Origin of the sequence: Falsiroseomonas tokyonensis (genome assembly GCF_019024325.1) — a bacterium.
Classification (GTDB): Bacteria; Pseudomonadota; Alphaproteobacteria; order Acetobacterales; family Acetobacteraceae; genus Falsiroseomonas; species Falsiroseomonas tokyonensis.
Genome location: NZ_JAFNJS010000014.1, coordinates 1 through 20,631 on the forward strand (window position 1 = coordinate 1; position 20,631 = coordinate 20,631).

Below are 20,631 nucleotides of genomic sequence, written 5' to 3' on the forward strand. Positions count from 1 at the left end.
GGCACCACCATCATCGCCGGCCAGCGCACCGGTCGCCGCGTGCGGGCGATCGAGCTCGCGCCTGCCTATGTCGACCTGGCCGTGGCGCGGTGGAGGATGCTGCATCCGGACATGCCGGTGACGCTGGCGGACGATGGCCGCGACTACGACGCCGTCGCCGCGGCGCGGACGGAGGTCACCGCCAATGCAGCCTGATCTCGTCGTCTCCTCCCTGCCGGTGGCGTCCCTCGTGCCCTACGCCGAGAACGCGCGTACGCATTCGCCATCGCAGGTGGCGCAGATCGCGGCGTCGATCGCCGAGTTCGGCTTCGTGAATCCGGTGCTGGTCGACGCCGAGGGCGTGTTGATCGCCGGCCACGGCCGCGTCATGGCCGCGAAGCAGCTGGGCCTCGCCTCCGTGCCGGTGCTGCGGCTCGGCCATCTTTCCCCGGCCCAGGCGCGGGCCCTGCGGTTGGCCGACAACCAGATCGCGCTGAACTCCGGCTGGGACGAGGCGCTGCTGGCCGCTGAGATCGCGCGGATCCGCGACGAGGCGGTGGTCGACCTGGACGTGCTCGGCTTCTCCGGCATGGAGCTCGATCGGCTGCTGGCAGCCGCCGATGCCGGGCTCGGCGATGATGCCGATGACGCCCCGCCGCCGCCCGTGGTGCCAGTCACGCGCACGGGCGATCTCTGGCGCTGTGGCGAGCACCGCCTGCTGTGCGGCGACGCCACCAAGATCGAGGACGTGCAGCGCGCGCTCGGCGCCGGGCAACTGGCCGACATGGGCTTCGTCGATCCGCCCTATAATGTCGCCTATGAGGGCGGCACCGCGGCCAAGATGACCATCGCCAACGACGCGCTCGGCGGTGGCTTTCCCGAGTTCCTCCGCCCCGCGCTGGCCAACCTGCTCTCGATCACCAAGGGCGCCTGCTACGTCTGCATGTCCTCCTCCGAATGGCCGACGCTGCATCGCGTCTGGCAGGAGGCGGGCGGCAAATGGTCCAGCACCATCATCTGGGCGAAGAACACCTTCGCCCTCGGCCGCGCCGACTATCATCAGCAGTTCGAGGCCATGCTCTACGGCTGGAAGGCGGGCGCGCAGCACTACTGGTGCGGTGCGCGTGACCAGGGGAATGTCTGGCACTTCGACAAGCCGGCGCGCAACGACCTGCATCCCACTATGAAGCCGGTGGCGCTGGTCGAGCGCGCGATTCGCAACAGCAGCAAGCCGCGCGACACGGTGCTGGACTGCTTCGGCGGCTCGGGCACGACGATGATCGCGGCGGAGCGCACGGGGCGGCGCGCCGTGCTGCTGGAGATCGACCCTGCCTATGCCGACGTCATCGTGCGACGCTGGCAGGAAACGACCGGCGAAGCCGCGGTTCTGGAGGGTGATGATCGCATCTTTGCCGATGTCGCCGCGGCGCGTGGCGTCGTCGATCATGATGTGATCCAGACCGCCGAATCATAGCAATTCCGCGCCGCTGCATCTTGCTTGGCTCGTGCGCGGCACAGCGCGAATGGTCCGTCACACGCAGAGCACCCCGCCCTGCACCACGGAGACCAAGATGACCGACCGCGAAGCCCGCGCCACCCGCAACCAGGAACGCAGCCTGGCTGCCTTCCTGGCGAAGAAGGCCGAGTTCGACGCCCTCCTCGCGGAACTCCAGCAGGCCAGCGCGGACCATTTCGGCGCGGACCCCGAGACGGTGCTTTGGGGCGAAGCAGCCTGGCTTTCGGATGCCACCGCGAAGCTGAAGGACATCGCGGACCAGCATTTCCGCCGCGGCGAATACGAAGCCTGACGGGACCCCATCGCAGCTTGCTGCGATGGGAACCCGACGCGGGCCGTTCCCGCACCGCCCCGACCGGCGAGGCCGGCGGGGCTCCCGGCAGTAGGGGCCGATGACCGGCACCCGGAACGGGAGACCACCACGATGACCAAGCTTTCCGATAGCCAGCGCGTGATTCTGAGCGCCGCCGCGCAGCACGAGATGGGCCTCGCCCGCGCGCCGAAGACCCTGCCGGCCGCCGCCCGCAACGCGGTGTTCCGCAGCCTGATCAAGAACAACCTGCTGACCGAGATCAACGCGCCGCGGGAGCATGTCGGGCTCGGCTGGCGCCAGGATGAGGAAGGCACCTGGATCGTGGCGCGCATCACCGACGAGGGGCTGCGCGCCATCGGCATCGACCCGAACGAGGGCGACGCGGGGGCCGGCGAGCCCGACTGCTCGGGCATCGAGGGCAGCGTGCCCGACACGGCGCCCACGGTGGCGCCGGCCGCGGAGCCCGCCACACAGGACGCCCCGGCGCCCGAAGCCGCCCAGGCTGCGCCCCTGGCGGAGGAGATCGCCCTGCTCGACCAGGCCCTCGCGGCGCGCACCGCCACGCCGCGGACCAGCCTGCGCGACGCCACCACGGCGGTGCTCGCCGCCTGGGACGACGAGGCCAATCGCGAGGGCGACATGATCGGCGCCCTCGACGCGCCGATGGAGGCCCTGCGCACCCTGCTCGCCGGGAAGCCCGCCCGCGAGCCCGGCGCGCCGCGCAAGCCGCGCGAGGGCACGAAGCAGGAGCAGGTGCTCGCCATGCTCCGCCGGCCCGAGGGCGCCACGGTCGCACAGATCGCCGAAGCGACGGGCTGGGCACAACACACGGTGCGGGGCTTCTTCGCAGGGCTGAAGAAGAAGGGCCACAGCATTGAGGTGCGCGAGCGCATCCGCCAGGTCGGGCCGAACAAGACCGGCGCCAAGGGCTCCTTCACCATCTACGCCCTGGCAGGTTGACGCCAAATGGCATTGATCAGGGCTCGCTGCTGGAAGGCAGCGGACCCTGATGCCGTTCCCAGGGCTTCAGTTTCTGCTTCGGGGGATCGAGTGCCAGTACCAGTTCCTCGGCCGTCCACCCTTGACGCTTCGCAGCCTTCGCAACGCCGAGCAGCACCTCGCGCGCATCATCGATGTAAAGTTTCACGACCCGCGGCGTGCCGACACCGTTTCCCGCCAGAGCCATCGCTTTCGCCGTCTCATAGACCATCTTTTCGATGTCTTTCGGCCCTCTGCTCGGTGGCATGTTCGCTGCCCTCTGCTCCTCCGAACAGGATGCACATCGCGCATCGCTGCGCCCATCGAAAACCTACAGAGCACATCGATCATTCGAGTTGGCTGCGCTCTGACGCAGCGCGAATCGTCCGTCACCCGCAGGGCATTCCGCCCCGCCGAGACGGAGATGCCAATGAGCAAGACCAGCAGGCCGATTGACATCGCTAGCGCCATCGCCGCGATCGACACGCTCCTGCGCTCGGTGGAGGCGGGGTGGATCCCGGCCGCCCGCAAGATCAGCGCGGCCCGCCGCGCCCTCGATGCCCTGCAGGGCTCCCTGAGCCAAAGCGAGGCTTCCGCCGATGGCCGCTGAACGCCGCTGGATCATCCTCGCGCAGGATGGCCGGCATGTGACGATGGGGCGCGCGGCACCACCCAGCGAGGCCGAGGTAGAAGCAGCCGCCGCGGCGCTCGCCGCTCAGGGCCTCGCCGGCTGGCTCGCCACGCTGGACGGGAACTACTGGTCGCGCCGCCGCGTGGCGCTCGCGTCGGTGCAGATGCTCGGCGACGGCGCCACGCTGGATTGGTCCGCCGCCATCACCGCCTTTGAAGCCGCCCGTCAGCACGCACTGCGCTCCCTGTAGCACGCGCGCAGTCCATCCTCGTGCGGCGGGAGGTCGCCGCCATGCCCGAGCTGACCGCCTCCACGCGCGAGGCCGCCCGTCGCCTGGGCGTCAGCGACACTGCCATCCACAAGGCCGAACGCGCGGGCCGTATCGCCCGCGAGCCGGACGGCCAGTGGGACATCGACAAGACCCGCCGCCGCCTGACCGAAACCGCCGATCCCACCCGCTCGCCCCTGGCCAACGGCGCCGGCGCCGAGGGTACGCCCTTCGCCCGGCTTAAAGTGGCGCAGCTCGCGCTGAAGGTGGAAGCGCAGCGCCTTTCGCTCGACGAGACCAAGCGCCGCCTCGTCGATGTCACTGAGGCCAATGCCGCGCTCGACGAGATCGGCAGCACCATGCGCGACGCACTGCTGAACTGGCCGGCGCGCGTGTCCGGCCTGATCGCCGCTGAGATCAGCGTCGACCCGCATCTGCTGCAGACCATCCTGCAGAGCCACATCAACGACCTGCTGACGGAGGCGGCCGATCGCTTCGATCCCGCAGGCCTCGGAGGGGATCGGTCTCCGCAGCCGTGAGCATGTGCGCCGGCGTGTCGGCGCCATGCTCCGCCCGCCGCCGCAGCTCACCGTCTCGGAATGGGCCGAGCGCCATCGCATGCTCGGCAGCCGCGCCTCGGCCGAACCCGGCCCCTGGCGCACCAGCCGCACGCCCTACCTGAAGGATGTGATGGACGCGCTCTCCGCGGTGCATCCCGCTCGGCGCGTCGTCTTCATGAAGGGTGCGCAGGTCGGGGCCACGGAAAGCGGGAACAACTGGCTCGGCTACATCATGCACCACGTGCCGGCACCCGCCCTGGCGGTGCAGCCAACTGTGGAACTGGCCAAGCGCTTCTCGCGCCAACGCATCGACCCGCTGCTGGAGGAAACGCCCGCGCTGCGGGAGCGGGTCGCACCGGCCCGGGCGCGCGACAGCGGCAACACCATGCTGTCGAAGGAATTCCCCGGTGGCATCCTGGTGCTGACGGGGGCCAACAGCGCGGTCGGGCTGCGCTCGATGACGGCGCGGTTCCTCTTCCTCGACGAGGTGGATGCCTATCCCGGCGATGTCGCCGGCGAGGGTGATCCGATCGCGCTCGCGGAGGCCCGCGCCCGCACCTTCGGCTGGCGCCGCAAGGCCTTCCTGGTTTCGACGCCCACCATCGCCGGCCGCAGCCGCATCGAGCGGGAGTACCTGGCCAGCGACCAGCGGCGGTTCTTCGTGCCGTGCACGGCGTGCGGCGAGATGCAGTGGCTCCGCTTTGAGCGGCTGCTCTGGGACAAGGGCGCACCTGAGACGGCGCGGTATCACTGCACGGCCTGCGACCACCCCATGCTGGAGCACGACAAGACCGCCATGCTCGGCGGCGGGGAATGGCGCGCGACGGCCGATGGCCAGGATCCGCACACGATCGGCTTCCACATCTCGGCGCTCTACTCGCCGGTCGGCTGGCTGTCCTGGGAGCAAATCGCGCGGGATTGGGAGGCCGCTCAGGGCAAGCCAGAGGACATCAAGACTTTCAAGAACACGATCCTGGGCGAGACCTGGCAGGAGCAGGGCGAGGCCCCGGACTGGGAGCGCCTGGTCGAGCGCCGCGAGGATTTCGCCATGGGCGTGGTGCCCACCGGCGCGCTGGTGCTGACGGCCGGCGTGGACGTGCAGGACGACCGCCTGGAATGCGACGTCTGGGGTTGGGCCGAGGGCTTTTCGTCGTGGCTCGTTGACCACGTGGTCATCCCCGGCAGCCCGCGGGATCGCGAGCCGTGGGACGACCTGGCGAAGCTGCTGGCGCGCGACTGGCCCCGGCACGGTGGCGGGGCCATGCGCATCGCCCGCCTCTGCGTCGACACCGGCGGCCGGGACACGGCGGCGGTCTATGGCCACCTCCGCCGCCTGCGGGATCCGCGCATCGCGCCGACCAAGGGCATCGACGGCTGGAACCGGGCGCAGCCGGTGCAGGGCCCGACGCCGGTGGACGCGCTGGTCAACGGCCAGAAGCTGCGCCGCGGCCTCAAGCTCTGGACCGTCTCCGTCTCCACATGGAAGGCGGATCTCTATCGAAGGCTTTGGCTCGGCCGCGGTGACGCGGAGGAGCTGCCGCCCGGCTGGGTGCATCTACCGCGAGCGGTCGAGGTGGAGTGGGTCAAGCAGCTGGTCGCCGAGCAGCTGTGCACCACGAAGGATCGCCGCGGCTTTGCCCGTCAGGAATGGGCCAAGCTGCGGGAGCGGAACGAGGCGCTAGACTGCGCCGTGCTGGCGCGCGCGGCGCTCTGGCTGCTCGGCGCCGACCGCTACGGCGAGCAATTCTGGGCGCGGCTGCGGGATGAGGCGGCAGACGCGCCGCTGCGGCCGAGCGAAATTCCCGCCGCCGGGAATGTCGCTGACCCATCACCGCCATCGCAGGCGGCGCCGGCACAGGCGCTCGACACACAGCGCCCGCGGGGCTGGCTCACGCCGCGGAATGGCTGGCTTCGCTGAAAGGAGGACGACCATGGATCCGACCGTCCTCGCCTGGGCGCTGGCGCAGCCTGTCAGCAGCCGCGCCGCCGTGCTGGCCGCCGCCTTCACCGGCGGCACCACCCGCGTGACCTTCGACGGGCGAACGGTAGAGTATCGGTCCCTCGATGAGCTCGGCCGCGCCTTGTCCGTCCTGCATGCGGCCGAGAACGCCGCGGCGCGCCGCCCCAGCGTGACCCTCGCCAGCTTCTCGCGTGAGGGAAGCAGGTGATGGGGCGTCTCCGTGATGCCTGGCACGCCCTGCGTGGCTATGCCGCGGCGCAGGACAGCCGCGCCTCGAGCTGGGCCGCGTCCGGCGGCAGCGCCACGGCCGAAGTCGGAGCTGCCGCGCCCACCGTGGCGCGCCGCGCCCGCGACGCTGTCCGCAACGACCCCTATGCCGCCCGCATCGTCGATCTCTGGACCGGCAATGCCGTCGGCGCCGGCATCACCACGCGTTGGCCGCACAAGCCCCATGCCGAGGCTTGGCGCCGCTGGTCCGATAGCACCGCCTGCGACGCCGAGGGGCGGCTCGACCTCTACGGCCTGCAGGCGCTGGTCATGCGCGCGGTGGTCGAGAGCGGCGAATGCTTCGTGCGACTGCTGCCGGCCGACATCACGACGGCGAACCCGATCGGGCTGCGGCTGCAGGTGCTGGAGAGCGATCACCTCGACACGGCGCGCCAGGGCGTCATCGAGGGTGTCCCCACCCTGCAGGGCATCAGCCTCGGCGAGGCCGGCGAGCCGGTCGGCTACTGGCTGCATCGCGTGCACCCCGGCGCCTCCTGGGTCCTGCCGGGGGGTGCCACCTGGCTGAGCAGCCAGCGCGTCCCGGCCCGCGACGTGCTGCATGTCTATCGCAAGCGCCGGCCGGGCCAACTGCGCGACGTGTCCTGGCTGGCGCCGGTCCTGACGCGCCTGCGCGATCTCGGCGACTACGAGGCGGCCCTGCTCATGAAGGCTAAGATCGAGGCGTGCCTGGCCGCGGTCGTCTCCGAGGATGGCGATGACGCCATGACGGGCCCGGCCTCGGGTCTGCTGCGCGACGCGCAGGGCCGGACGGTGGAGAGCTTCGAGCCGGGGATGATCCTCTATCGCCGCGGCATGGGATCCGTGGAGGTGGTGAATCCCTCCGGCGGCGGCAGCCACGCCGCCTTCGCGCGCCGGGCGCTTGAGGCGTCCGCGGTCGGCACCGGCCTGACCTACGACCAGCTCGCGGGCGACCTCACCCAGGCGAACTACTCCTCGCTCCGTGCTGGCAAGATCGAGTTCCGCCGCCTCTGCGAGCAGGTGCAGTACGGGATGCTCATCCCGATGCTGGTGCGACCGATCGCGGATCGCTTCCATGCGCAGGGCGCACTGCTCGGGCTGTGGCGCGCCGAGGTGCCGGAAGGCCTCTCCCACGTCCCGCCCGCCCACGAGATGATCGACCCGTTGAAGGACACGACGGCGCTGATCGCCCAGGTCCGCGCAGGCTTCGTGCCGCAGCCCGAGGCGGTCGGCGCCTTCGGCTACGACTTCCGCCAGGTGGTGGAAATGATCCGCGAGGCCAATGCCCTGCTCGACGAGGCGGGCCTCTCCCTCGACAGCGATCCGCGCCGCGTCGCCAAGTCCGGCGCCGCGCAGGACGCCGCCCAGCTCGCGGCGATCGAGATCGCCGCCACCGGTGCCGCATCGCCGCGCGCCGAGCCTGCCCCAGGAGCACAGCCATGATCGCAGGCGCCTACGACTGGACCGACGACATGCTCAAGATCAAGAGCATGCAGAAGAAGTTCCGCGACAGCTTCAACGGAACCGAGATCAACCCGGCGCGGTGGGAGATCGCGGCGACCGGCGGCGGCATCACCCACACCGTAGCCGATGGCGCCGTCACCATCTCGACCGGCACCACGCTCGACGATGAGCTGACGCTCACCAGTCGGACTACCTTCACCATCCCGCTCCGGGTCATGGTGGCGGTGAACATGAGTCAGCGGATCGTTGGCCAGTCCGCCTGGCTCGAGCTGGTCAGCATCGATCCCACCACCGCCCAGCCGGATGGGCGCAGCGCCGCGGCTTGGCGGCTGGACGGGGCCAGCGCCACGCTCGCGAACTACGAAGTCCAGAGCGAGGGCGCCCCGCGCCTCGGCAGCACCTCGGGCAGCACCATCCCGACCACCGCGCCCGCGGGCTGGTCCGTGCTGGAGCTCGAGCCGACCAACGACGAATGCTACTTCCACGGCCGCCTGCTCGACACCACGGCGGCGCGCTCGAACTCCTATGTCCGCCACCAGCAGATCCCGGAGCCGAATGCGCTGTACCGCTTTCGGATCCGGGTGCGGAACCGGCAGTTCGTCAGCGGTGTGTCGGCCGTGGCGAACAACGGCAGCGGTGCGGTGCGCATCACGCGCGCGGCGCATGGCTTTGCCACCAACGACGTGGTGACCGTTGCCGACGTCTCGGGCGTCCCCGGCGCGAATGGCACGTTCACGATCACGGTGATCGACGCGAACAGCTTTGACCTGGTCGGTTCGACGTTCACCGGGGCCTATCTGAACACCGGCTGGGCCTCGGTCAGCCGGAACCTGGCGCCGGTCTCGAACACCGACATCAAGATCCAGTTCGTCACCATCGCGGACTATGCCGAGCTCACCACCGAGATCACCGCGGGCCGCGGCCAGTCCGTCGCGGGCCAGGGGCTGGGCGTGAACGTCCTCAGCACGGTGCCGCCGACGGTCACGCCGGTGGGCGGCCAGGCCCGCAACACCAGCGGCGCCGTGCCAGTGCTGGCTGCCACCGGCTACTCGGCCAATCCGACCGCTGTCACCACCGCCCGTGGCGTCGATCTGCTGGCGACGCTGATCGGCGCGCTGGTCACCAAGCCCTACGCGATCCCGGAGGCGGACTGGCAATATGCCGCCGCCGCGGGCGGGATCATCAACACCACCGACGTGGTGCTCCGTACCGCGGCCGCGGCCGGCATCCGGAACTACGTGACCTCGATCGACATCCGCAATGCGCACGCGACGGTGGCGACGGAGGTCGTGATCAAGGACGGGGCCACAGTCATCTGGCGGCAGTTGCTCCCGGCCGCGATGGCGGCTCCGGTGGAGATCACCTTTCCCACACCGCTGCGCGGCACCGCCGCCACGGCGATGAACGTCGCCTGCATCACCACCGGCGCGCAGGTCTACGTCAACGCGCAGGGCTTCGCCGCGCCGTAGCGGCGCTGCCCAGGAGCACATCTCATGACCGAGCCGATCGAACCGGGCGGGGACGTCCCCGCGCCGGAGCAGGAACCTGCGCCCGGTCGACTGCCCACCGCTGGGCAGTCGATAGTGGCGTGCCGCGCCCTGGCGGCGCCCGTCACAGTCAATCGCGCAGCCCGCACCGTCGAGGTGGTGTGGAGCACCGGCGCCCGGGCCCGCAATTTCGTGCCGCCCTATGGTCCCATCCTCGAAGAGCTCGACATGGCGCCCTCAGCGGTGCGCATGGAGGCGCTCCGCTCCGGCCGGGCGCCTGTTCTCGACACCCACCGCCGCGCCGGCACGCGCGACGTGCTGGGCCGCGTGACCGCGGCCCGCCTCGAGGCCGGCCGCGGCTACGCCACCCTCCAGTTCAGCGGCGCCGCTGACGTCGAGCCGGTTTGGCAGCGCGTCGCGGACGGCACGCTGCAGTCTGTCAGCGTCGGCTACCGGGTGCATCGCTACGAGCCGCGACCGGATGCCGCCACCGGCCAGACCATCCACCGCGCGGTGGACTGGGAGCCCTACGAGATCTCGATCGTGCCCGTCCCGGTCGACGGTCTCGCCGTGGTCCGTGGCGAGGGGGATCAGGACACCCCCGCCACCGCCATCGAATCCGCCCTGACCATCCCCGAGGAACCCACCATGCCCGAGACGACGCCGGCTTCGCCGGATCCCGCGCCGGCGCCGCCCGCGCCGCCCGTCGTATCCACGCCCCAGGAGAACCCCGTGACCACCACCGTCCCGCCCGAACCGACCCGCGCCGCACCGCCGGCCCCCGACCTGGACGCCATCCGCGCCGAGGCCGAGCGCGCCGCGGTCGAGCGCATCGCTGGCTATGAGCCGGTGCTCGCCGCCGCCCGTGGCCTCGTCACGCCCGACATGCTCGACACCATGCGCGAGGCCGCCATCCGCGACCGTGTCTCGCCCGAGGTGCTGCGCGGCCGCCTGTGGGAGGCCTTCACCAGCGGTGCCGCGCGCCCATCCCTCCCGGCGCGCCCCGACACCGGCCCATCCAACGAGGACCCCTCACAACTCCTCGACGCCATGGCCGAGGCGCTCGCCGCGCGAACCATGCCCGGCTACCAGGCGCCCGCGAACGGCCGCCACACCGAGTTCCTCGGCTGGCGGCCCTCCGACATGATCGGCGAACTGCTGCGCGCCCGCGGCGAGCGCAACGTCCCGCGCAACCCGACCATCCTCGCCGAGCGCGCCTTCCACACCACCAGCGACTTCCCCGCCCTGCTCTCCGCCGCGGCCAACAAGATGCTGCTGGCCGCCTATGCGCCGGCGGCACCCACCTACCGAACGCTGTTCCTGCGGCGCGATTTCCGGGACTTCAAGCCGCACCGCCACCTGCGTGTCGGTGACTTCCCCACGCTGCTGCCGCTGTCGGAGAATGGCGAGGTCCAGGCCGGCACCATGTCCGAGAGCCAGGAGCTGGTGTTCCTGCAGACCTTCGCGCGACGCATCCGCGTGACGCGGCAGATGCTGGTGAATGACGACCTCGGCGCCTTCACCGACTTCGCCAGCATGATCGGCCGGCGCGTCGCCGACTTCGAGAACGCCACGGCCTATGCTCTGGTGAACAGCGCAGGCGGCGACGGGCCGACGCTCACCACCGGCGCGGCGGCGGTGTTCGGCACGGCAGCGGCGCGCGCCAACAAGGCGGGCGCGGGCACCGCGCTCGACCTGCCGAACCTGGCGCTGGGCCGTGCCGCGGTGATGCGGCAGAAGACCCTCGACGGCCTGCCCATCGCGGTCGGCGCGCAGATGCGCCTGCTGGTCGGGCCGAACCAGGAGCTCGCCGCTAGGCAGCTCACCGTCTCCGTCCAGGCGACGCAGACCAGCAACGCCAATGTCTACGCCGGCTTCGTGCAGCCTCTGGTCGAGCCGCTGATCCCGAACCATCGCTGGTATCTCTTTTCGGATCCGATGGCCGCGCCGGTCTACGTCTACGGCTACCTGAACGGCGCCGAGGGGCCGCAGGTCACCACCGGCAATGTCCAGGGCGTGGATGGCGTCGAGGTCAGCGTGATCTTCGACTTCGGCGTGGGTGCCATCGACTGGCGCGGCGCCTGGTTCAACCCGGGGACCTAAGGGCACGCCGCTGCTGGGCGGGCAGTGCGCGAAAGCGTCCGCCCAGCCGCAAGGCGTCGCGTGTCGGCATGTGGCCATTTTCGCGGGCGGGAACCAGGAGCACCGGTCGCTGCCCGCGATCGGCGATCACCACCCGATGCCCGCGCTCAGCGCGCCGCAGGAACACAGCGAGCTTTCCCCGCATCGCGCGACTGCTGACCCTCACTTCAAATGCCATGTCGCGCCTCACGCAAAGCCGAGGAAGACCGCCAGGCTTCTGTTCAGCGCGGTGATCTCCTCATCTGAGAGCCTCCCGATCACGGACGTCGCTCGATCGCGGCGGATGCTGGTCAGCTTCTCCACCATCACCCAGCTTGGCTGACGGATCGACAACCGATCACTCGGCGCGACCGCCACACGCAGCAAGCCGGCATCGCGCTCCCGCGACGTCAGGGGGCACACCACCAGGCTGAGCGTCTGGTCGTAGATGTCGGACTGCACCACCACCGCCGGCCTCGGCTTGCTCGCGTAGTCGCCGCCTGCACGGTCGGCGACGACCACCACCTCACCGCGGCGCATCGTATTCGGGGATGTCGTCGTCTCCCTCGGGCCAGGCCGAATTGCGCTCGATGAAGCCCATCACCTCCCCGAACTCGTCATCCGCATCGACGAGCCGGGATTGCCGGCGCGCCTCCTCGGCAAAGCCGGGGGCGCGGGTGTCCGGAACCCAGATCTGGATCGGGCGCAGGCCTCGCTTGCGCAACTCCGCCCGGTGGGCAGCCACGCGCTTACGCACATCGGGAGCGGGCATCGGAACCTCCATGAGACGTTACATGTAACGCGCTCGGCGGCCCTCTGCAAGGCCGTTCTTCCCCACCAATCCAACCTTCACAGGAGCAATCCATGCGCAACTATGTGCAACCCGGCGACAGCCTGGCGCTCGCCGTCCCCTATGCGGGCGGCGTCACCTCCGGCCAGGGCGTGCTCGTCGGCGCACTCTTCGGTGTGGCCGCCGTCGATGGCGCGCAGAACGCCGTCATCGAATGCCAGACCAAGGGTGTGTTCGACATCACCAAGGAGCCAGCACTGGCCATCACCGCCGGGGCGCGGCTCTTCTGGGACAACACCAACCGGCGCCTGACCACCACCGCCACCGGCAACTTCCAGGTGGGCCTCGCCACCATGGCGGCGCTGGCGGCGGACACCACCGTCCGCGCCGTGCTGCTCCGCGTTCCGGCGTCCGGCACATGAGCATCGATCCGAAGGCCACGCGGGGCTATCGCAACCGCAACCCGGGCAACATCGAGCACGTCCCTGCCAACAAATGGCAGGGGCTGGCCGAGCCGCCGTCGGACGGGCGCTTCTGCCGATTCACCAGCCATGAGTTCGGCATCCGCGCGCTCGCCGCCCTGCTGGTCACCTACCAGGACCGGCACAAGCTGCGCACGCCCCGCGCGATCATCGAACGCTGGGCGCCCAAGGTGGAGAACGACACCGCCGCATACATCGCGGTGGTGGCGCGGCGGATCGGTGTCGGTCCGGATGATGCGATCGACCTGCATCGGCACGACCACCTGCGCCCGCTGGTGGAGGCCATCATCCACCATGAATGCGCCGGGCTAAGCTATCCGGCCGCGGTGATTGACCGCGCGCTCACCCTGGCCGGGGTCCCGCCCGCGCCGCCGGTGACATTGCGGGAGGTGGCCGCCGTCACCGGCACCGGCCGGGGTGCAGTGTTGGTGGGTGCGGCCGGGATCGCCACCGCGGTGGCGCAGGCGGCACCAGCCATCCAGGCGCTGGGCACGCTGGCGCCGGCTGTTGCCATCGCGGGCATCGTGGCGGCGGTGGTGGGCGTCCTCGCCTGGCGGCTGCGGCGGCCAGCATGAACGCCTTCGCCGCGGCCATGGATGCGCTGGCCGCGGATCCGAACATCGGCGCTGATGCGAGCTACAGCGCGGGTGGGACCGGGGCGCCGGTCCTGCTCCGCGTGCTCCGCTCGGCGCCGGATCGGCTGGGCGACGCCTTCGGCACCAGCGTGATCCAGGCATCAGACGTCCTGACGGTGGCGATCGCCGTGCTGCCCGCTGTCCAGACGGACGACACCTTCACCCTCGGCGCCGAGACCCTGACGGTCCAGCACGCCGAGCGGGACGCGGCCGGCATCGCTTGGCGCGTCTTCTGCCGCCGATAGGAGCATGACCATGATCGACCCCGAACGCATCGGCGGCATCGTCGGTGAGGCACTACTCGCCGGCGCCCTGGGTGCGCTCGGGGCGATGGCGCGATTCTCCTCCACCGACCGGCCGCTCCTGACGCGCGCCTATCTGCTGCACGCGTTGGCGGGCGGCAGCCTCGGCACTGGCGCGTGGCTGATCGCCCATGCCTTCGAGCTCGACGGGTGGTGGCTGTTTGCCGTCGCCTGGCTGGCGGGGACGCTCGGCTATGCCGCGCTGCACGACCTGCTGCTGCGCATCCTCAGCCGCAAATTCGGCGGGCGCTGATCCATGCGCCTCGGCGCCAGCATCGTGGGCGACCTCCGCAAGGTGCTGGCCGACCAGGTGCGCGCGGGCGAGCGCGCCGCGATGACCGCAATCCGCGCCGAGACCGAACAGGTAAAGGCTGAGCTGCGACGGCAGGTCACCACCGCCTTCGCGGGCAATGCGCGCGGCATCGCCAATGCCTGGCGGTCGATGATCTTTCCGCGGAGCGGCCAGTCGCTGCGGCCGGCGGGTCTGGTCTTCACAAAGGTGCCGAACGTCATCGATGCCTTCGAGCGCGGCGCCCTGATCCGCGCCAAGGGTGGCGGCAAGTTCCTCGCCATCCCGACCGGCTTCAATGCGGCGCGTGGCAGGCGAGGCCGTGGTGAGAAGGGCATGCGCGTGACGCCGGCGCAGATGGTCGCCTCCGGGCAGGCCTTCCTCCGACCGTTCAAGTCGGGCCGCGGGTTCGTCTGGTGCCTGCCGCTGCGCAAGGGCGAGCAGACCGGGCGGCGGCGCCGGACCCGGCTGGTGGCGGGCGGCGTCACCGAGGTCGGCACCGCCAATCGCAAGGGCCGCGAGGCCTGGGCGCGCGGACTGCTGGAGCAGGGGATGGTGCCGATGTTCCTCCTCCTGCCCCAGGTGAAGCTCGCCAAGCGGCTCGACGTGCGCGGTGCTGCCGAGCGCGGGCTGCGCCGCCTGCCCGGCCGCTTCGTGGCGGCCTGGGAGCGCGAAAGCGGTAGGTCAGCGTGAGCACGCGCGAGACCGCCATCGCCGCGCTGCACAGCCGGCTCGCCACCTCGCTGGCCGTTCGGAACCCAGCGCCTATGGTCGTGCGCGGCGAAACCATCCCGCAGCGCATCCCGTCCGGTGGCTTGGTCGTCATCCGTGATGGCGAGACGGTCGAGGAGACGCCGATCCTCTCCCCACTCGCCTGGCAAATCGAGCATCGTGCCGAGGTCGAGGTCATCGTCGCCGGCGCCGCGCCCGTCGCGCGCAACACCCTGCTCGACGCGCTGCTTGTCGATGTCGCTGCCGCCATCGCCGCTAACCGCACGCTGGGCGGCGCCGTCGAATGGGCGCAGCCCGGCAGCGCAGCCTTCGAGGATGTCGAGTTCGAGGGGGCCGCCGCGGCCCGCGCTGCCGCCATCCCCGTCACCCTCTGGTTCACCGTCGCCGGCTCGCCGCTGGCCTGATCCCCCTCCAGGAGAACGCCCATGCCCCGTGCCATCGGCGCGAATTGCCGCCTGCTGACCTTTCCCGAATCCACCTACGGCACCGCGCCAGGCGGCAATTGGCGGCGCATGCCCTTCCTGTCCTGCGATCTCGGCGCCGAGCAGCCGCTGCTCGATGCCGACGTGATCGGCGTGGGCAGTAATCGGGACCCCGCGGCGCCCTTCCTCGACACGGTGACGGTCGCGGGCCAGGCGGTGGTGCCGGTCGATCTGATCAACATCGGCCACTGGCTGCGGCTGCTGCTCGGCGCGCCGACCACCACCGGCACGACCAACTTCATTCACACCTTCGGCTCGGGCGCGGCTGCGCTGCCCAGCAACGCGATGGAGATCGGCTACCCGGACGTGCCGAGCTTCGACGTTTGCACCGGCGTCCGCGCCGACACGCTGGAGATGGACTTCACGCCGACCGGCGCGGCAACTGCGACTTTCGGGCTGCTGGGGCAGGGTTCGGTGCGCACGGGCGCGACGTCAGGCGGCACGCCGACCGGTGCGGCCTACACCGCCTTCAACAAGGCGCAGGGGTCCGTCACCCGAAGTAGCGTCGCTTTGGCGCAGGTCACCGGGGCGCGGCTCACCTATGCCAACGGCATGGAAGCCGTGCGGACCATCCGTGCCGACCGTCGCGTCGAGGGCGTGGATCCCGGCATCGCGCGTTGCACCGGCCAGATCACCGTCCGGTTCGAGAACACCACGCTGCTGGCCCAGGCCCAGGCTGGCACCTCGGCGGAATTCGCTCTCGCCTTCACCATCGACGCCAACCGCAGCCTGACCATCACACTGCACGAGGTCTATCTCGCGCTGGCCAAGACGCCGATCGAGGGACCGGCCGGGGTGGAGGCGAGCTTCGACTTCAGAGCCGCGTTCAACGCGACGGCGACGCGGATGATGACGGCGGTGCTGCGGAACCAGCAGGCGGGGACGGAGTATGCGTAACGCTCATCGAGTCGCCGGCATGAGCCAACATGCGAAACCTGCGGGTTCAGAGGTAGTCGTCATCCTTGGATCACATGCCGTGCGGCGTCCGCTCAGCGCTGCGCAGCTGCCTCCCGCGCGGCAGCGGCCTTCGCGGCGCCCTTGCGCCATAGCTTGACCGACGAGGCCAGCAGGATGGCGCCGAGTACGAGCTTCAACGCGCCGACCGGAATAAAGGGCAGCAGCGCAGCCCCTGCTATCGCGCCGAGGATCGACCCGGCCGCCATCGGCGCCGCGACCTCACGCAGGATTGCGTGGTCGCGGTAGCCACCGGCCCGGGCATGGCGCAGCACGCCGACGGCCACGGCGGGCAGGCTGACTATGAGGCTCGCCGAACCTGCCGCGCGTATGTCAAGGCCGAACCCAAAGATCAGTGTCGGGATGATGAGTTCGCCTCCCGCCACGCCGAGCAGCGAGGAGACGAGGCCGATGACCACTCCGGCGACTGCACCCGCCGGGGCGCGCCACCAGCCGCCGGATTCCGCCCCAAGGTGCAGCGCCTCCCCGACCATAGATTCGACAAGGAGCAGCATGCCGATGCCGGCCAGCAGCACGGCAATGACGCGCGTCAACCTGACGGCGTCGATCCGCGTGAGCAATCCGGCACCGAACCACGCCGCTGTCATCGCGGCGAGGGTGAGCGCAGCAATCTCGTGGGCATGCGGCCAGAGGTCCGGCGTCGTGCCGAAGCCGAGTCGGGCCACAGCGGAGGCGCCGAGGGTAACGAGGCTCACAAGCAGGTTCAGCCGCACTGCCTGGTGCGCCGCCAGCGCGAAAAGGCCAAGCAGGACCGGTAATCGGAACTCTGCACCACCGAGGCCGATCAGGCCGCCCAGCGTACCGATCGCGGCCCCCCAGCCGAGTGCGGAGAGTGACAAGGTTCTCATCTGCCGCAGCGACGTGCCATGGCGTCACCCCAGGCTTGGCGCGGGCGTGTGGCGAACGGTAGTGCGTTCGCGACAAGGCCGAGCTTGCCGTCGCGGGTCTGGTTCGACGGCCTGCCGTGGACCACAGGGCTCTCCTGTCGCTATCTTTGTTCAAAGATAGCGGTCGGTGGCTCCTGCTTGCAACCAGCAGCGGTGGCGCCTCTGCTGGCGCCGTGTTTCCCTCGCCCGATGGCGGCAAAGCGAAACAGCGGAGAGAAGGGCGCGCGCCGGGCACTGACACTGCGCCTCGCGCTCGGCGAGGGTGTGGCGCTCGGTCCCGGAAAGGCGGAGCTGCTGGAGGGCATCCGCGACGCGGGCTCCATCGCCGCGGCCGGGCGGCGGATGGGGATGAGCTACCAGCGCGCGCATGACCTCGTGGTGGCGTTGAACGCCGACTTCCGGGAGCCGCTTGTGGCGACCGCCATGGGTGGCACGGGCGGCGGCGGGGCGCGGCTCACATCGCTTGGCGAGGAGGTGCTGCGCGCTTACCGCGAGGCCGAGGCCGCCGCCGAGACAGCCGTGGCGGACCGACTCGCCTGGCTGCGCAGCGCGCTGGCGCGGCGCGACTGAGGCCGCACCAGCAATAGCAGACATCTTGGCGGCGGCTTCGCCAAGCGGACACGACTCAATCCGAACAACGGAGAATCCCATGCTCACCCTCGACCTCCCGGTCGAGCCGTACTGGCTCGACCTGCCTCGCGGCGTCCGCGTGGAAATCCGCCCCGTCACCACCGCGGTGATGGCCGCGGCCCAGGCCGGCTCGGCCCGCCGCCTCGGCGCGCTGCGGGCGGCATCCGAAGACCTCGACCCCGACATGGCGCGCGGCCTGGCCTTCGCGTTCCTCGTCAAGGCGCTCGCCCGCCATGCCGTCACCGCCTGGGAGGGCGTTGGCGACGCCGCGGGCAAGCCCCTGCCGCTCTCGCCCGAGGCCGTCGAGCGGTTGATGGACATGGACGAGATGGCCGCCGCCTTCTGGGACCGCGCCACCGGCCCCGTCGCCGCCGTGGCGCTGGAGGGAAACGGCTGAGGGCCCGGGCCGAATGGCACTTCGGCCAGGGCCCTGACTACTGCCGCGGCTGCGCGGCACTCGATCGCGACTGCGGCCTCGCCTGCCCCTACGCCGCGCACGCGCCGGCCAGCGTCGAGGGCGCCGCAGCCTGGGCCGCCGGCACCACCTGTGCCACGGCGACAATGGCGGGCCTCGACCTGGACATGCCTGCCGCACTCGCCACCGCCCGCGAGATGGGCGCCTCCGGCTGGGCTGCCGCCGAACTGCTGCTCGCCATGCGCATGGGCCTCGCCGCGGGTAGCTCTGCGCGCCGCCCTGATCCGCCCGGGCCCTGACCACTCCAACTGACGCAGGAGGCGTGACGCATGGCCGACAGCACGCGCCGTGTCTCGGTCCGGCTGTCGCTGGACGACGCCGCCCGCGTCAAGCAGGAGCTGCGCGAGGTCGGCGAGACGGGCCAACGCAGCCTGGAACGCATCCAGGGCGGCGCCGATCGCGCCTCCCGCGCGCTCGACCTGCTCGACGTCGCGGTCCGCGGCGTGCAGATCGCCGGCCTCGCTGCCGGGCTGCGCGCCGTGGTCGTGGCCGGCGACGCGCTCACCCAGTCCATGGGCCGGCTGAACACCGCGCTGGGCTCCGTCGAGCGTGCCGGCGAGATCTACGACCGCCTCTACCGCGACAGCCTGCAGACCGGCGTGGCGGTTCGCGAGAGCGTCGACGCCTTCGCCCGCTTCTCGATCGCAGCGCGTGAGATCGGCGCCACCTCCGACCAGGTCGCCACGCTCGTCGGCGGCCTGCAGCGCATCGCCATCGCGTCGGGCGCCAGCCAGCAGGAGATCGCCTCCAGCACGCAGCAGCTCGCCCAGGCGCTGGCGTCGGGCACGCTGCAGGGCGATGAGCTCCGCTCGATCCTGGAGGGCCTGCCCACGCTTGCGCAGGCACTGGCGCGCGAGCTCGGCGTCTCCATTGGCGAACTGCGCAAGCTCGGCTCCGAGGGCAAGCTCACCGCCGACACGGTCTTCCCGGCGCTGCTGCGCGCGGTCGAGCGGCTGAATGGCGAGTTCGAGCGCGCGCCGCTTTCCGTCGGCCGCGCCTTCGGGCAGCTCACCGCGGCCGCCGACCAATTCCTCGCCCGGCTCGACCAGGCCATCGGCCTGTCCAACGCGCTCGCGCGTGCGCTGTCCGGCGCCGCGCGCGTGCTGGACGGCGTGCGCCGTGGCTCCGGCCTGTTGCTCCCCTCTGAGCAGGAGGCCGACCGCCGCGCCCAGGCCGAGGCCCTGCGCGCCCAGATCGCCCGGCTCGAGGCGGAGAATGATGGCCGCGACAGCCTGCGCTCCCAGCCCCGGCGTGGCTCGATACAGGGCGGGCTGGTCGGCGCCGCCCAGCAGCAGGCGGGCGTGGACCGCGCCGCCCGGCTGGAGGAACTACGCCGGCAGTACAGCGAGCTTCAGGAGGAGATCACCCGCGGCGAGGCGGCGGCCGGCGAGCGCCAGCGCACCGAGCAGGAGAGCGCCGCTGCCCAGGCCGCAGAAGCGCGTCGCCGCCGCACCGCCGCGGATGCCGAGGAACTGCGCAAGGCGCTGGACGACCGCTTTCGCATCAACAGCGAATACGACGACCGGGTCCGTCGCCTGCGCGAGGCCGAGGCCGCCGGCGGGATCACCGCCGCTGATCGCACCCGGCTCGAAACCTTGGCCCTGCGCGAGCGCGACGAGGCGCTGCGCCGCATCGAGGGCACCACGCGCCGTGTCGCCGCCATCCCGCGCCCCGACCGCGAGGCCGAGCGCGAGATCAACGACATCATCCGCGAGCGCGAGCGGCTGATCCAGAACAACGAGAACGCCCAGGAACGCTACACCCGCCGCCTGGAAACCCTCGGCCGGCTGGTGGAGCGCTCCGAGCGCATCGGCCAGCCCATCCCCGACGAGACCGTCTCGCGCGAGGCCAATGCCGCGCTGGAGGAGTTGGAGCGCAGCCAGCAGCGCGTGCAGCAGGCGACCGAGCGCACCAGCAACACGGCGCGCGAGTTGGGCCTGACCTTCTCCTCGGCCTTCGAGGACGCGATCATCAAGGGCGAGAGTTTTTCGAAAGTGCTGCAGGGCATCCTGCAGGACATCGCCCGCATCGTCGTCCGCCGCACCATCACTGAGCCGCTCGGCACCGCAGTCACCTCCAGCCTCAGCGGCTTTGACTTCGGCTCGATCTTCTCGGGACTGGGCACGGCGCTGGGTGGGCTGTTCCGCGCCGAGGGCGGGCCGGTGGCGGGTGGGCAGCCCTACATCGTGGGCGAGCGCGGGCCCGAATGGTTCGTGCCGAACCGCAGCGGCACGGTGCTGCCCAACGGCATGGCGCCCGGTGGCCCCGTCATCAACCAGAGCATCACCATCGATGCACGCGGCGCGGATGCCGGGGTCGAGGCGCGGCTGCGGGTGCTCTCGGCGCAGATCGTGCGGCAGGCGAGTGCCGCCACGCTCGACGCCATCCGCCGCGGCGGCAGCGCCACCTCCATCGTGCGGGGATAGAGG

The 20,631-nt window shown here is 71.1% G+C and carries 26 protein-coding genes and 1 pseudogene; 23 read left to right on the forward strand and 4 right to left on the reverse strand.

Annotated elements, in window-relative coordinates; all coding sequences use genetic code 11:
• From J3S20_RS27570 to J3S20_RS30625, 4 genes and pseudogenes are all read left to right on the forward strand, one after another.
• Nucleotides 1-195, forward strand: a pseudogene (locus J3S20_RS27570) (DNA modification methylase); the annotation flags it as partial.
• A complete protein-coding gene (locus J3S20_RS27575) occupies nt 185-1,453 on the forward strand; it encodes a site-specific DNA-methyltransferase (protein WP_216840153.1) in 1,269 nt (422 codons plus the stop codon). The pseudogene J3S20_RS27570 and the gene J3S20_RS27575, both read left to right, overlap by 11 nt.
• Nucleotides 1,454-1,550: 97 nt before the next feature.
• Nucleotides 1,551-1,787 (forward strand): hypothetical protein, encoded by a 237-nt coding sequence (locus J3S20_RS27580; RefSeq protein WP_216840154.1) that lies wholly within the window; start codon nt 1,551-1,553, stop codon nt 1,785-1,787.
• Nucleotides 1,788-1,919: 132 nt separating this feature from the next.
• The gene (locus J3S20_RS30625) at nt 1,920-2,768 is read left to right on the forward strand and encodes a DUF3489 domain-containing protein (RefSeq protein ID WP_246603347.1); all 849 of its coding nucleotides are present in this window, start codon (nt 1,920-1,922) and stop codon (nt 2,766-2,768) included.
• A 16-nt stretch (nt 2,769-2,784) separates the two neighbouring features.
• On the opposite strand, the gene J3S20_RS27590 is transcribed toward J3S20_RS30625, so the two are convergent.
• Complete coding sequence (locus tag J3S20_RS27590; RefSeq protein WP_216840155.1) at nt 2,785-3,018, reverse strand: hypothetical protein; 234 nt, start codon at nt 3,016-3,018, stop codon at nt 2,785-2,787.
• Nucleotides 3,019-3,216: 198 nt separating this feature from the next.
• On the opposite strand from J3S20_RS27590, the gene J3S20_RS27595 reads away from it, so the two are divergent.
• From J3S20_RS27595 to J3S20_RS27630, 8 genes are read left to right on the forward strand one after another with little or no spacing between them, the layout of a single operon-like run.
• Entirely contained in the window at nt 3,217-3,396 is a 180-nt protein-coding gene (locus J3S20_RS27595; protein WP_216840156.1) for a hypothetical protein, read from the forward strand.
• Nucleotides 3,386-3,667, forward strand: coding sequence for a hypothetical protein (locus J3S20_RS27600; RefSeq protein ID WP_216840157.1), 282 nt, complete (start codon nt 3,386-3,388; stop codon nt 3,665-3,667). Before J3S20_RS27595 ends, J3S20_RS27600 begins: the two co-directional genes overlap by 11 nt.
• Before the next feature lie 41 nt (nt 3,668-3,708).
• Nucleotides 3,709-4,224 (forward strand): MerR family transcriptional regulator, encoded by a 516-nt coding sequence (locus tag J3S20_RS27605; RefSeq protein WP_216840158.1) that lies wholly within the window; start codon nt 3,709-3,711, stop codon nt 4,222-4,224.
• Nucleotides 4,225-4,249: 25 nt separating this feature from the next.
• On the forward strand, nt 4,250-6,163 hold the full coding sequence (locus tag J3S20_RS27610) for a phage terminase large subunit family protein (protein WP_216840159.1): 1,914 nt from the start codon (nt 4,250-4,252) through the stop codon (nt 6,161-6,163).
• Nucleotides 6,164-6,176: 13 nt separating this feature from the next.
• Nucleotides 6,177-6,413 carry a phage head-tail joining protein gene (locus J3S20_RS27615; RefSeq protein ID WP_216840160.1) on the forward strand — a complete coding sequence of 79 codons (237 nt, stop codon included), beginning with the start codon at nt 6,177-6,179 and terminating at the stop codon, nt 6,411-6,413.
• Complete coding sequence (locus J3S20_RS27620) at nt 6,413-7,894, forward strand: phage portal protein (protein WP_216840161.1); 1,482 nt, start codon at nt 6,413-6,415, stop codon at nt 7,892-7,894. The genes J3S20_RS27615 and J3S20_RS27620 overlap by 1 nt, the downstream gene beginning before the upstream one ends.
• A complete protein-coding gene (locus tag J3S20_RS27625; protein ID WP_216840162.1) occupies nt 7,891-9,384 on the forward strand; it encodes a ubiquitin-activating E1 FCCH domain-containing protein in 1,494 nt (497 codons plus the stop codon). Before J3S20_RS27620 ends, J3S20_RS27625 begins: the two co-directional genes overlap by 4 nt.
• 24 nt (nt 9,385-9,408) lie before the next feature.
• Nucleotides 9,409-11,505, forward strand: coding sequence for a prohead protease/major capsid protein fusion protein (locus J3S20_RS27630; RefSeq protein WP_216840163.1), 2,097 nt, complete (start codon nt 9,409-9,411; stop codon nt 11,503-11,505).
• Between the two features lie 225 nt (nt 11,506-11,730).
• Here J3S20_RS27630 and J3S20_RS27635 read toward each other — a convergent pair whose 3' ends face one another.
• Together J3S20_RS27635 and J3S20_RS27640 are read right to left on the reverse strand one after the other, a co-directional pair.
• The gene (locus J3S20_RS27635; protein WP_216840164.1) at nt 11,731-12,063 is read right to left on the reverse strand and encodes a type II toxin-antitoxin system PemK/MazF family toxin; all 333 of its coding nucleotides are present in this window, start codon (nt 12,061-12,063) and stop codon (nt 11,731-11,733) included.
• On the reverse strand, nt 12,050-12,295 hold the full coding sequence (locus J3S20_RS27640; protein WP_246603348.1) for an antitoxin MazE family protein: 246 nt from the start codon (nt 12,293-12,295) through the stop codon (nt 12,050-12,052). Before J3S20_RS27640 ends, J3S20_RS27635 begins: the two co-directional genes overlap by 14 nt.
• 92 nt (nt 12,296-12,387) lie before the next feature.
• On the opposite strand from J3S20_RS27640, the gene J3S20_RS27645 reads away from it, so the two are divergent.
• The 7 genes from J3S20_RS27645 to J3S20_RS27675 are packed head-to-tail and all read left to right on the forward strand — an operon-like array spanning nt 12,388 to nt 16,132.
• Entirely contained in the window at nt 12,388-12,735 is a 348-nt protein-coding gene (locus tag J3S20_RS27645) for a DUF2190 family protein (protein WP_216840166.1), read from the forward strand.
• Nucleotides 12,732-13,370, forward strand: a complete 639-nt coding sequence (locus J3S20_RS27650) for a structural protein (protein WP_216840167.1) — start codon at nt 12,732-12,734, stop codon at nt 13,368-13,370. Before J3S20_RS27645 ends, J3S20_RS27650 begins: the two co-directional genes overlap by 4 nt.
• Nucleotides 13,367-13,675, forward strand: a complete 309-nt coding sequence (locus J3S20_RS27655) for a head-tail joining protein (RefSeq protein WP_216840168.1) — start codon at nt 13,367-13,369, stop codon at nt 13,673-13,675. Before J3S20_RS27650 ends, J3S20_RS27655 begins: the two co-directional genes overlap by 4 nt.
• Before the next feature lie 10 nt (nt 13,676-13,685).
• Nucleotides 13,686-13,985, forward strand: coding sequence for a hypothetical protein (locus J3S20_RS27660; RefSeq protein ID WP_092963389.1), 300 nt, complete (start codon nt 13,686-13,688; stop codon nt 13,983-13,985).
• Nucleotides 13,986-13,988: 3 nt separating this feature from the next.
• On the forward strand, nt 13,989-14,714 hold the full coding sequence (locus tag J3S20_RS27665) for a DUF6441 family protein (RefSeq protein ID WP_216840169.1): 726 nt from the start codon (nt 13,989-13,991) through the stop codon (nt 14,712-14,714).
• A complete protein-coding gene (locus J3S20_RS27670; RefSeq protein ID WP_216840170.1) occupies nt 14,711-15,157 on the forward strand; it encodes a hypothetical protein in 447 nt (148 codons plus the stop codon). The genes J3S20_RS27665 and J3S20_RS27670 overlap by 4 nt, the downstream gene beginning before the upstream one ends.
• Before the next feature lie 21 nt (nt 15,158-15,178).
• Nucleotides 15,179-16,132: a phage tail tube protein gene (locus J3S20_RS27675; RefSeq protein ID WP_216840171.1), complete on the forward strand. Its 954-nt coding sequence runs from the start codon at nt 15,179-15,181 to the stop codon at nt 16,130-16,132.
• A gap of 92 nt (nt 16,133-16,224) precedes the next feature.
• Here the strand turns inward: J3S20_RS27675 and J3S20_RS27680 are convergent, their stop codons facing one another.
• Entirely contained in the window at nt 16,225-17,049 is an 825-nt protein-coding gene (locus tag J3S20_RS27680) for a sulfite exporter TauE/SafE family protein (RefSeq protein ID WP_216840172.1), read from the reverse strand.
• Between the two features lie 237 nt (nt 17,050-17,286).
• Between J3S20_RS27680 and J3S20_RS27685 the strand changes: the two genes are divergently transcribed.
• From J3S20_RS27685 to J3S20_RS27700, 4 genes are all read left to right on the forward strand, one after another.
• Nucleotides 17,287-17,667: a winged helix-turn-helix domain-containing protein gene (locus J3S20_RS27685; RefSeq protein WP_216840173.1), complete on the forward strand. Its 381-nt coding sequence runs from the start codon at nt 17,287-17,289 to the stop codon at nt 17,665-17,667.
• Nucleotides 17,668-17,746: 79 nt separating this feature from the next.
• Nucleotides 17,747-18,124 (forward strand): hypothetical protein, encoded by a 378-nt coding sequence (locus J3S20_RS27690; RefSeq protein ID WP_186773480.1) that lies wholly within the window; start codon nt 17,747-17,749, stop codon nt 18,122-18,124.
• A gap of 164 nt (nt 18,125-18,288) precedes the next feature.
• On the forward strand, nt 18,289-18,441 hold the full coding sequence (locus tag J3S20_RS27695) for a hypothetical protein (RefSeq protein WP_216840174.1): 153 nt from the start codon (nt 18,289-18,291) through the stop codon (nt 18,439-18,441).
• Nucleotides 18,442-18,471: 30 nt separating this feature from the next.
• Nucleotides 18,472-20,628 carry a tape measure protein gene (locus J3S20_RS27700; protein ID WP_216840175.1) on the forward strand — a complete coding sequence of 719 codons (2,157 nt, stop codon included), beginning with the start codon at nt 18,472-18,474 and terminating at the stop codon, nt 20,626-20,628.
• Nucleotides 20,629-20,631 lie beyond the last annotated feature (3 nt).

Bases quoted from the DNA above. Each gene is read 5' to 3' on its own strand.
- J3S20_RS27575 (WP_216840153.1), top strand. From the start codon at position 185: ATGCAGCCTGATCTCGTCGTCTCCTCCCTGCCGGTGGCGTCCCTCGTG.
- J3S20_RS27580 (WP_216840154.1), top strand. From the start codon at position 1,551: ATGACCGACCGCGAAGCCCGCGCCACCCGCAACCAGGAACGCAGCCTG.
- J3S20_RS30625 (WP_246603347.1), top strand. From the start codon at position 1,920: ATGACCAAGCTTTCCGATAGCCAGCGCGTGATTCTGAGCGCCGCCGCG.
- J3S20_RS27590 (WP_216840155.1), bottom strand. From the start codon at position 3,018: ATGGTCTATGAGACGGCGAAAGCGATGGCTCTGGCGGGAAACGGTGTC.
- J3S20_RS27595 (WP_216840156.1), top strand. From the start codon at position 3,217: ATGAGCAAGACCAGCAGGCCGATTGACATCGCTAGCGCCATCGCCGCG.
- J3S20_RS27600 (WP_216840157.1), top strand. From the start codon at position 3,386: ATGGCCGCTGAACGCCGCTGGATCATCCTCGCGCAGGATGGCCGGCAT.
- J3S20_RS27605 (WP_216840158.1), top strand. From the start codon at position 3,709: ATGCCCGAGCTGACCGCCTCCACGCGCGAGGCCGCCCGTCGCCTGGGC.
- J3S20_RS27610 (WP_216840159.1), top strand. From the start codon at position 4,250: ATGCTCCGCCCGCCGCCGCAGCTCACCGTCTCGGAATGGGCCGAGCGC.
- J3S20_RS27615 (WP_216840160.1), top strand. From the start codon at position 6,177: ATGGATCCGACCGTCCTCGCCTGGGCGCTGGCGCAGCCTGTCAGCAGC.
- J3S20_RS27620 (WP_216840161.1), top strand. From the start codon at position 6,413: ATGGGGCGTCTCCGTGATGCCTGGCACGCCCTGCGTGGCTATGCCGCG.
- J3S20_RS27625 (WP_216840162.1), top strand. From the start codon at position 7,891: ATGATCGCAGGCGCCTACGACTGGACCGACGACATGCTCAAGATCAAG.
- J3S20_RS27630 (WP_216840163.1), top strand. From the start codon at position 9,409: ATGACCGAGCCGATCGAACCGGGCGGGGACGTCCCCGCGCCGGAGCAG.
- J3S20_RS27635 (WP_216840164.1), bottom strand. From the start codon at position 12,063: ATGCGCCGCGGTGAGGTGGTGGTCGTCGCCGACCGTGCAGGCGGCGAC.
- J3S20_RS27640 (WP_246603348.1), bottom strand. From the start codon at position 12,295: ATGCCCGCTCCCGATGTGCGTAAGCGCGTGGCTGCCCACCGGGCGGAG.
- J3S20_RS27645 (WP_216840166.1), top strand. From the start codon at position 12,388: ATGCGCAACTATGTGCAACCCGGCGACAGCCTGGCGCTCGCCGTCCCC.
- J3S20_RS27650 (WP_216840167.1), top strand. From the start codon at position 12,732: ATGAGCATCGATCCGAAGGCCACGCGGGGCTATCGCAACCGCAACCCG.
- J3S20_RS27655 (WP_216840168.1), top strand. From the start codon at position 13,367: ATGAACGCCTTCGCCGCGGCCATGGATGCGCTGGCCGCGGATCCGAAC.
- J3S20_RS27660 (WP_092963389.1), top strand. From the start codon at position 13,686: ATGATCGACCCCGAACGCATCGGCGGCATCGTCGGTGAGGCACTACTC.
- J3S20_RS27665 (WP_216840169.1), top strand. From the start codon at position 13,989: ATGCGCCTCGGCGCCAGCATCGTGGGCGACCTCCGCAAGGTGCTGGCC.
- J3S20_RS27675 (WP_216840171.1), top strand. From the start codon at position 15,179: ATGCCCCGTGCCATCGGCGCGAATTGCCGCCTGCTGACCTTTCCCGAA.
- J3S20_RS27685 (WP_216840173.1), top strand. From the start codon at position 17,287: ATGGCGGCAAAGCGAAACAGCGGAGAGAAGGGCGCGCGCCGGGCACTG.
- J3S20_RS27690 (WP_186773480.1), top strand. From the start codon at position 17,747: ATGCTCACCCTCGACCTCCCGGTCGAGCCGTACTGGCTCGACCTGCCT.
- J3S20_RS27695 (WP_216840174.1), top strand. From the start codon at position 18,289: ATGGCGGGCCTCGACCTGGACATGCCTGCCGCACTCGCCACCGCCCGC.
- J3S20_RS27700 (WP_216840175.1), top strand. From the start codon at position 18,472: ATGGCCGACAGCACGCGCCGTGTCTCGGTCCGGCTGTCGCTGGACGAC.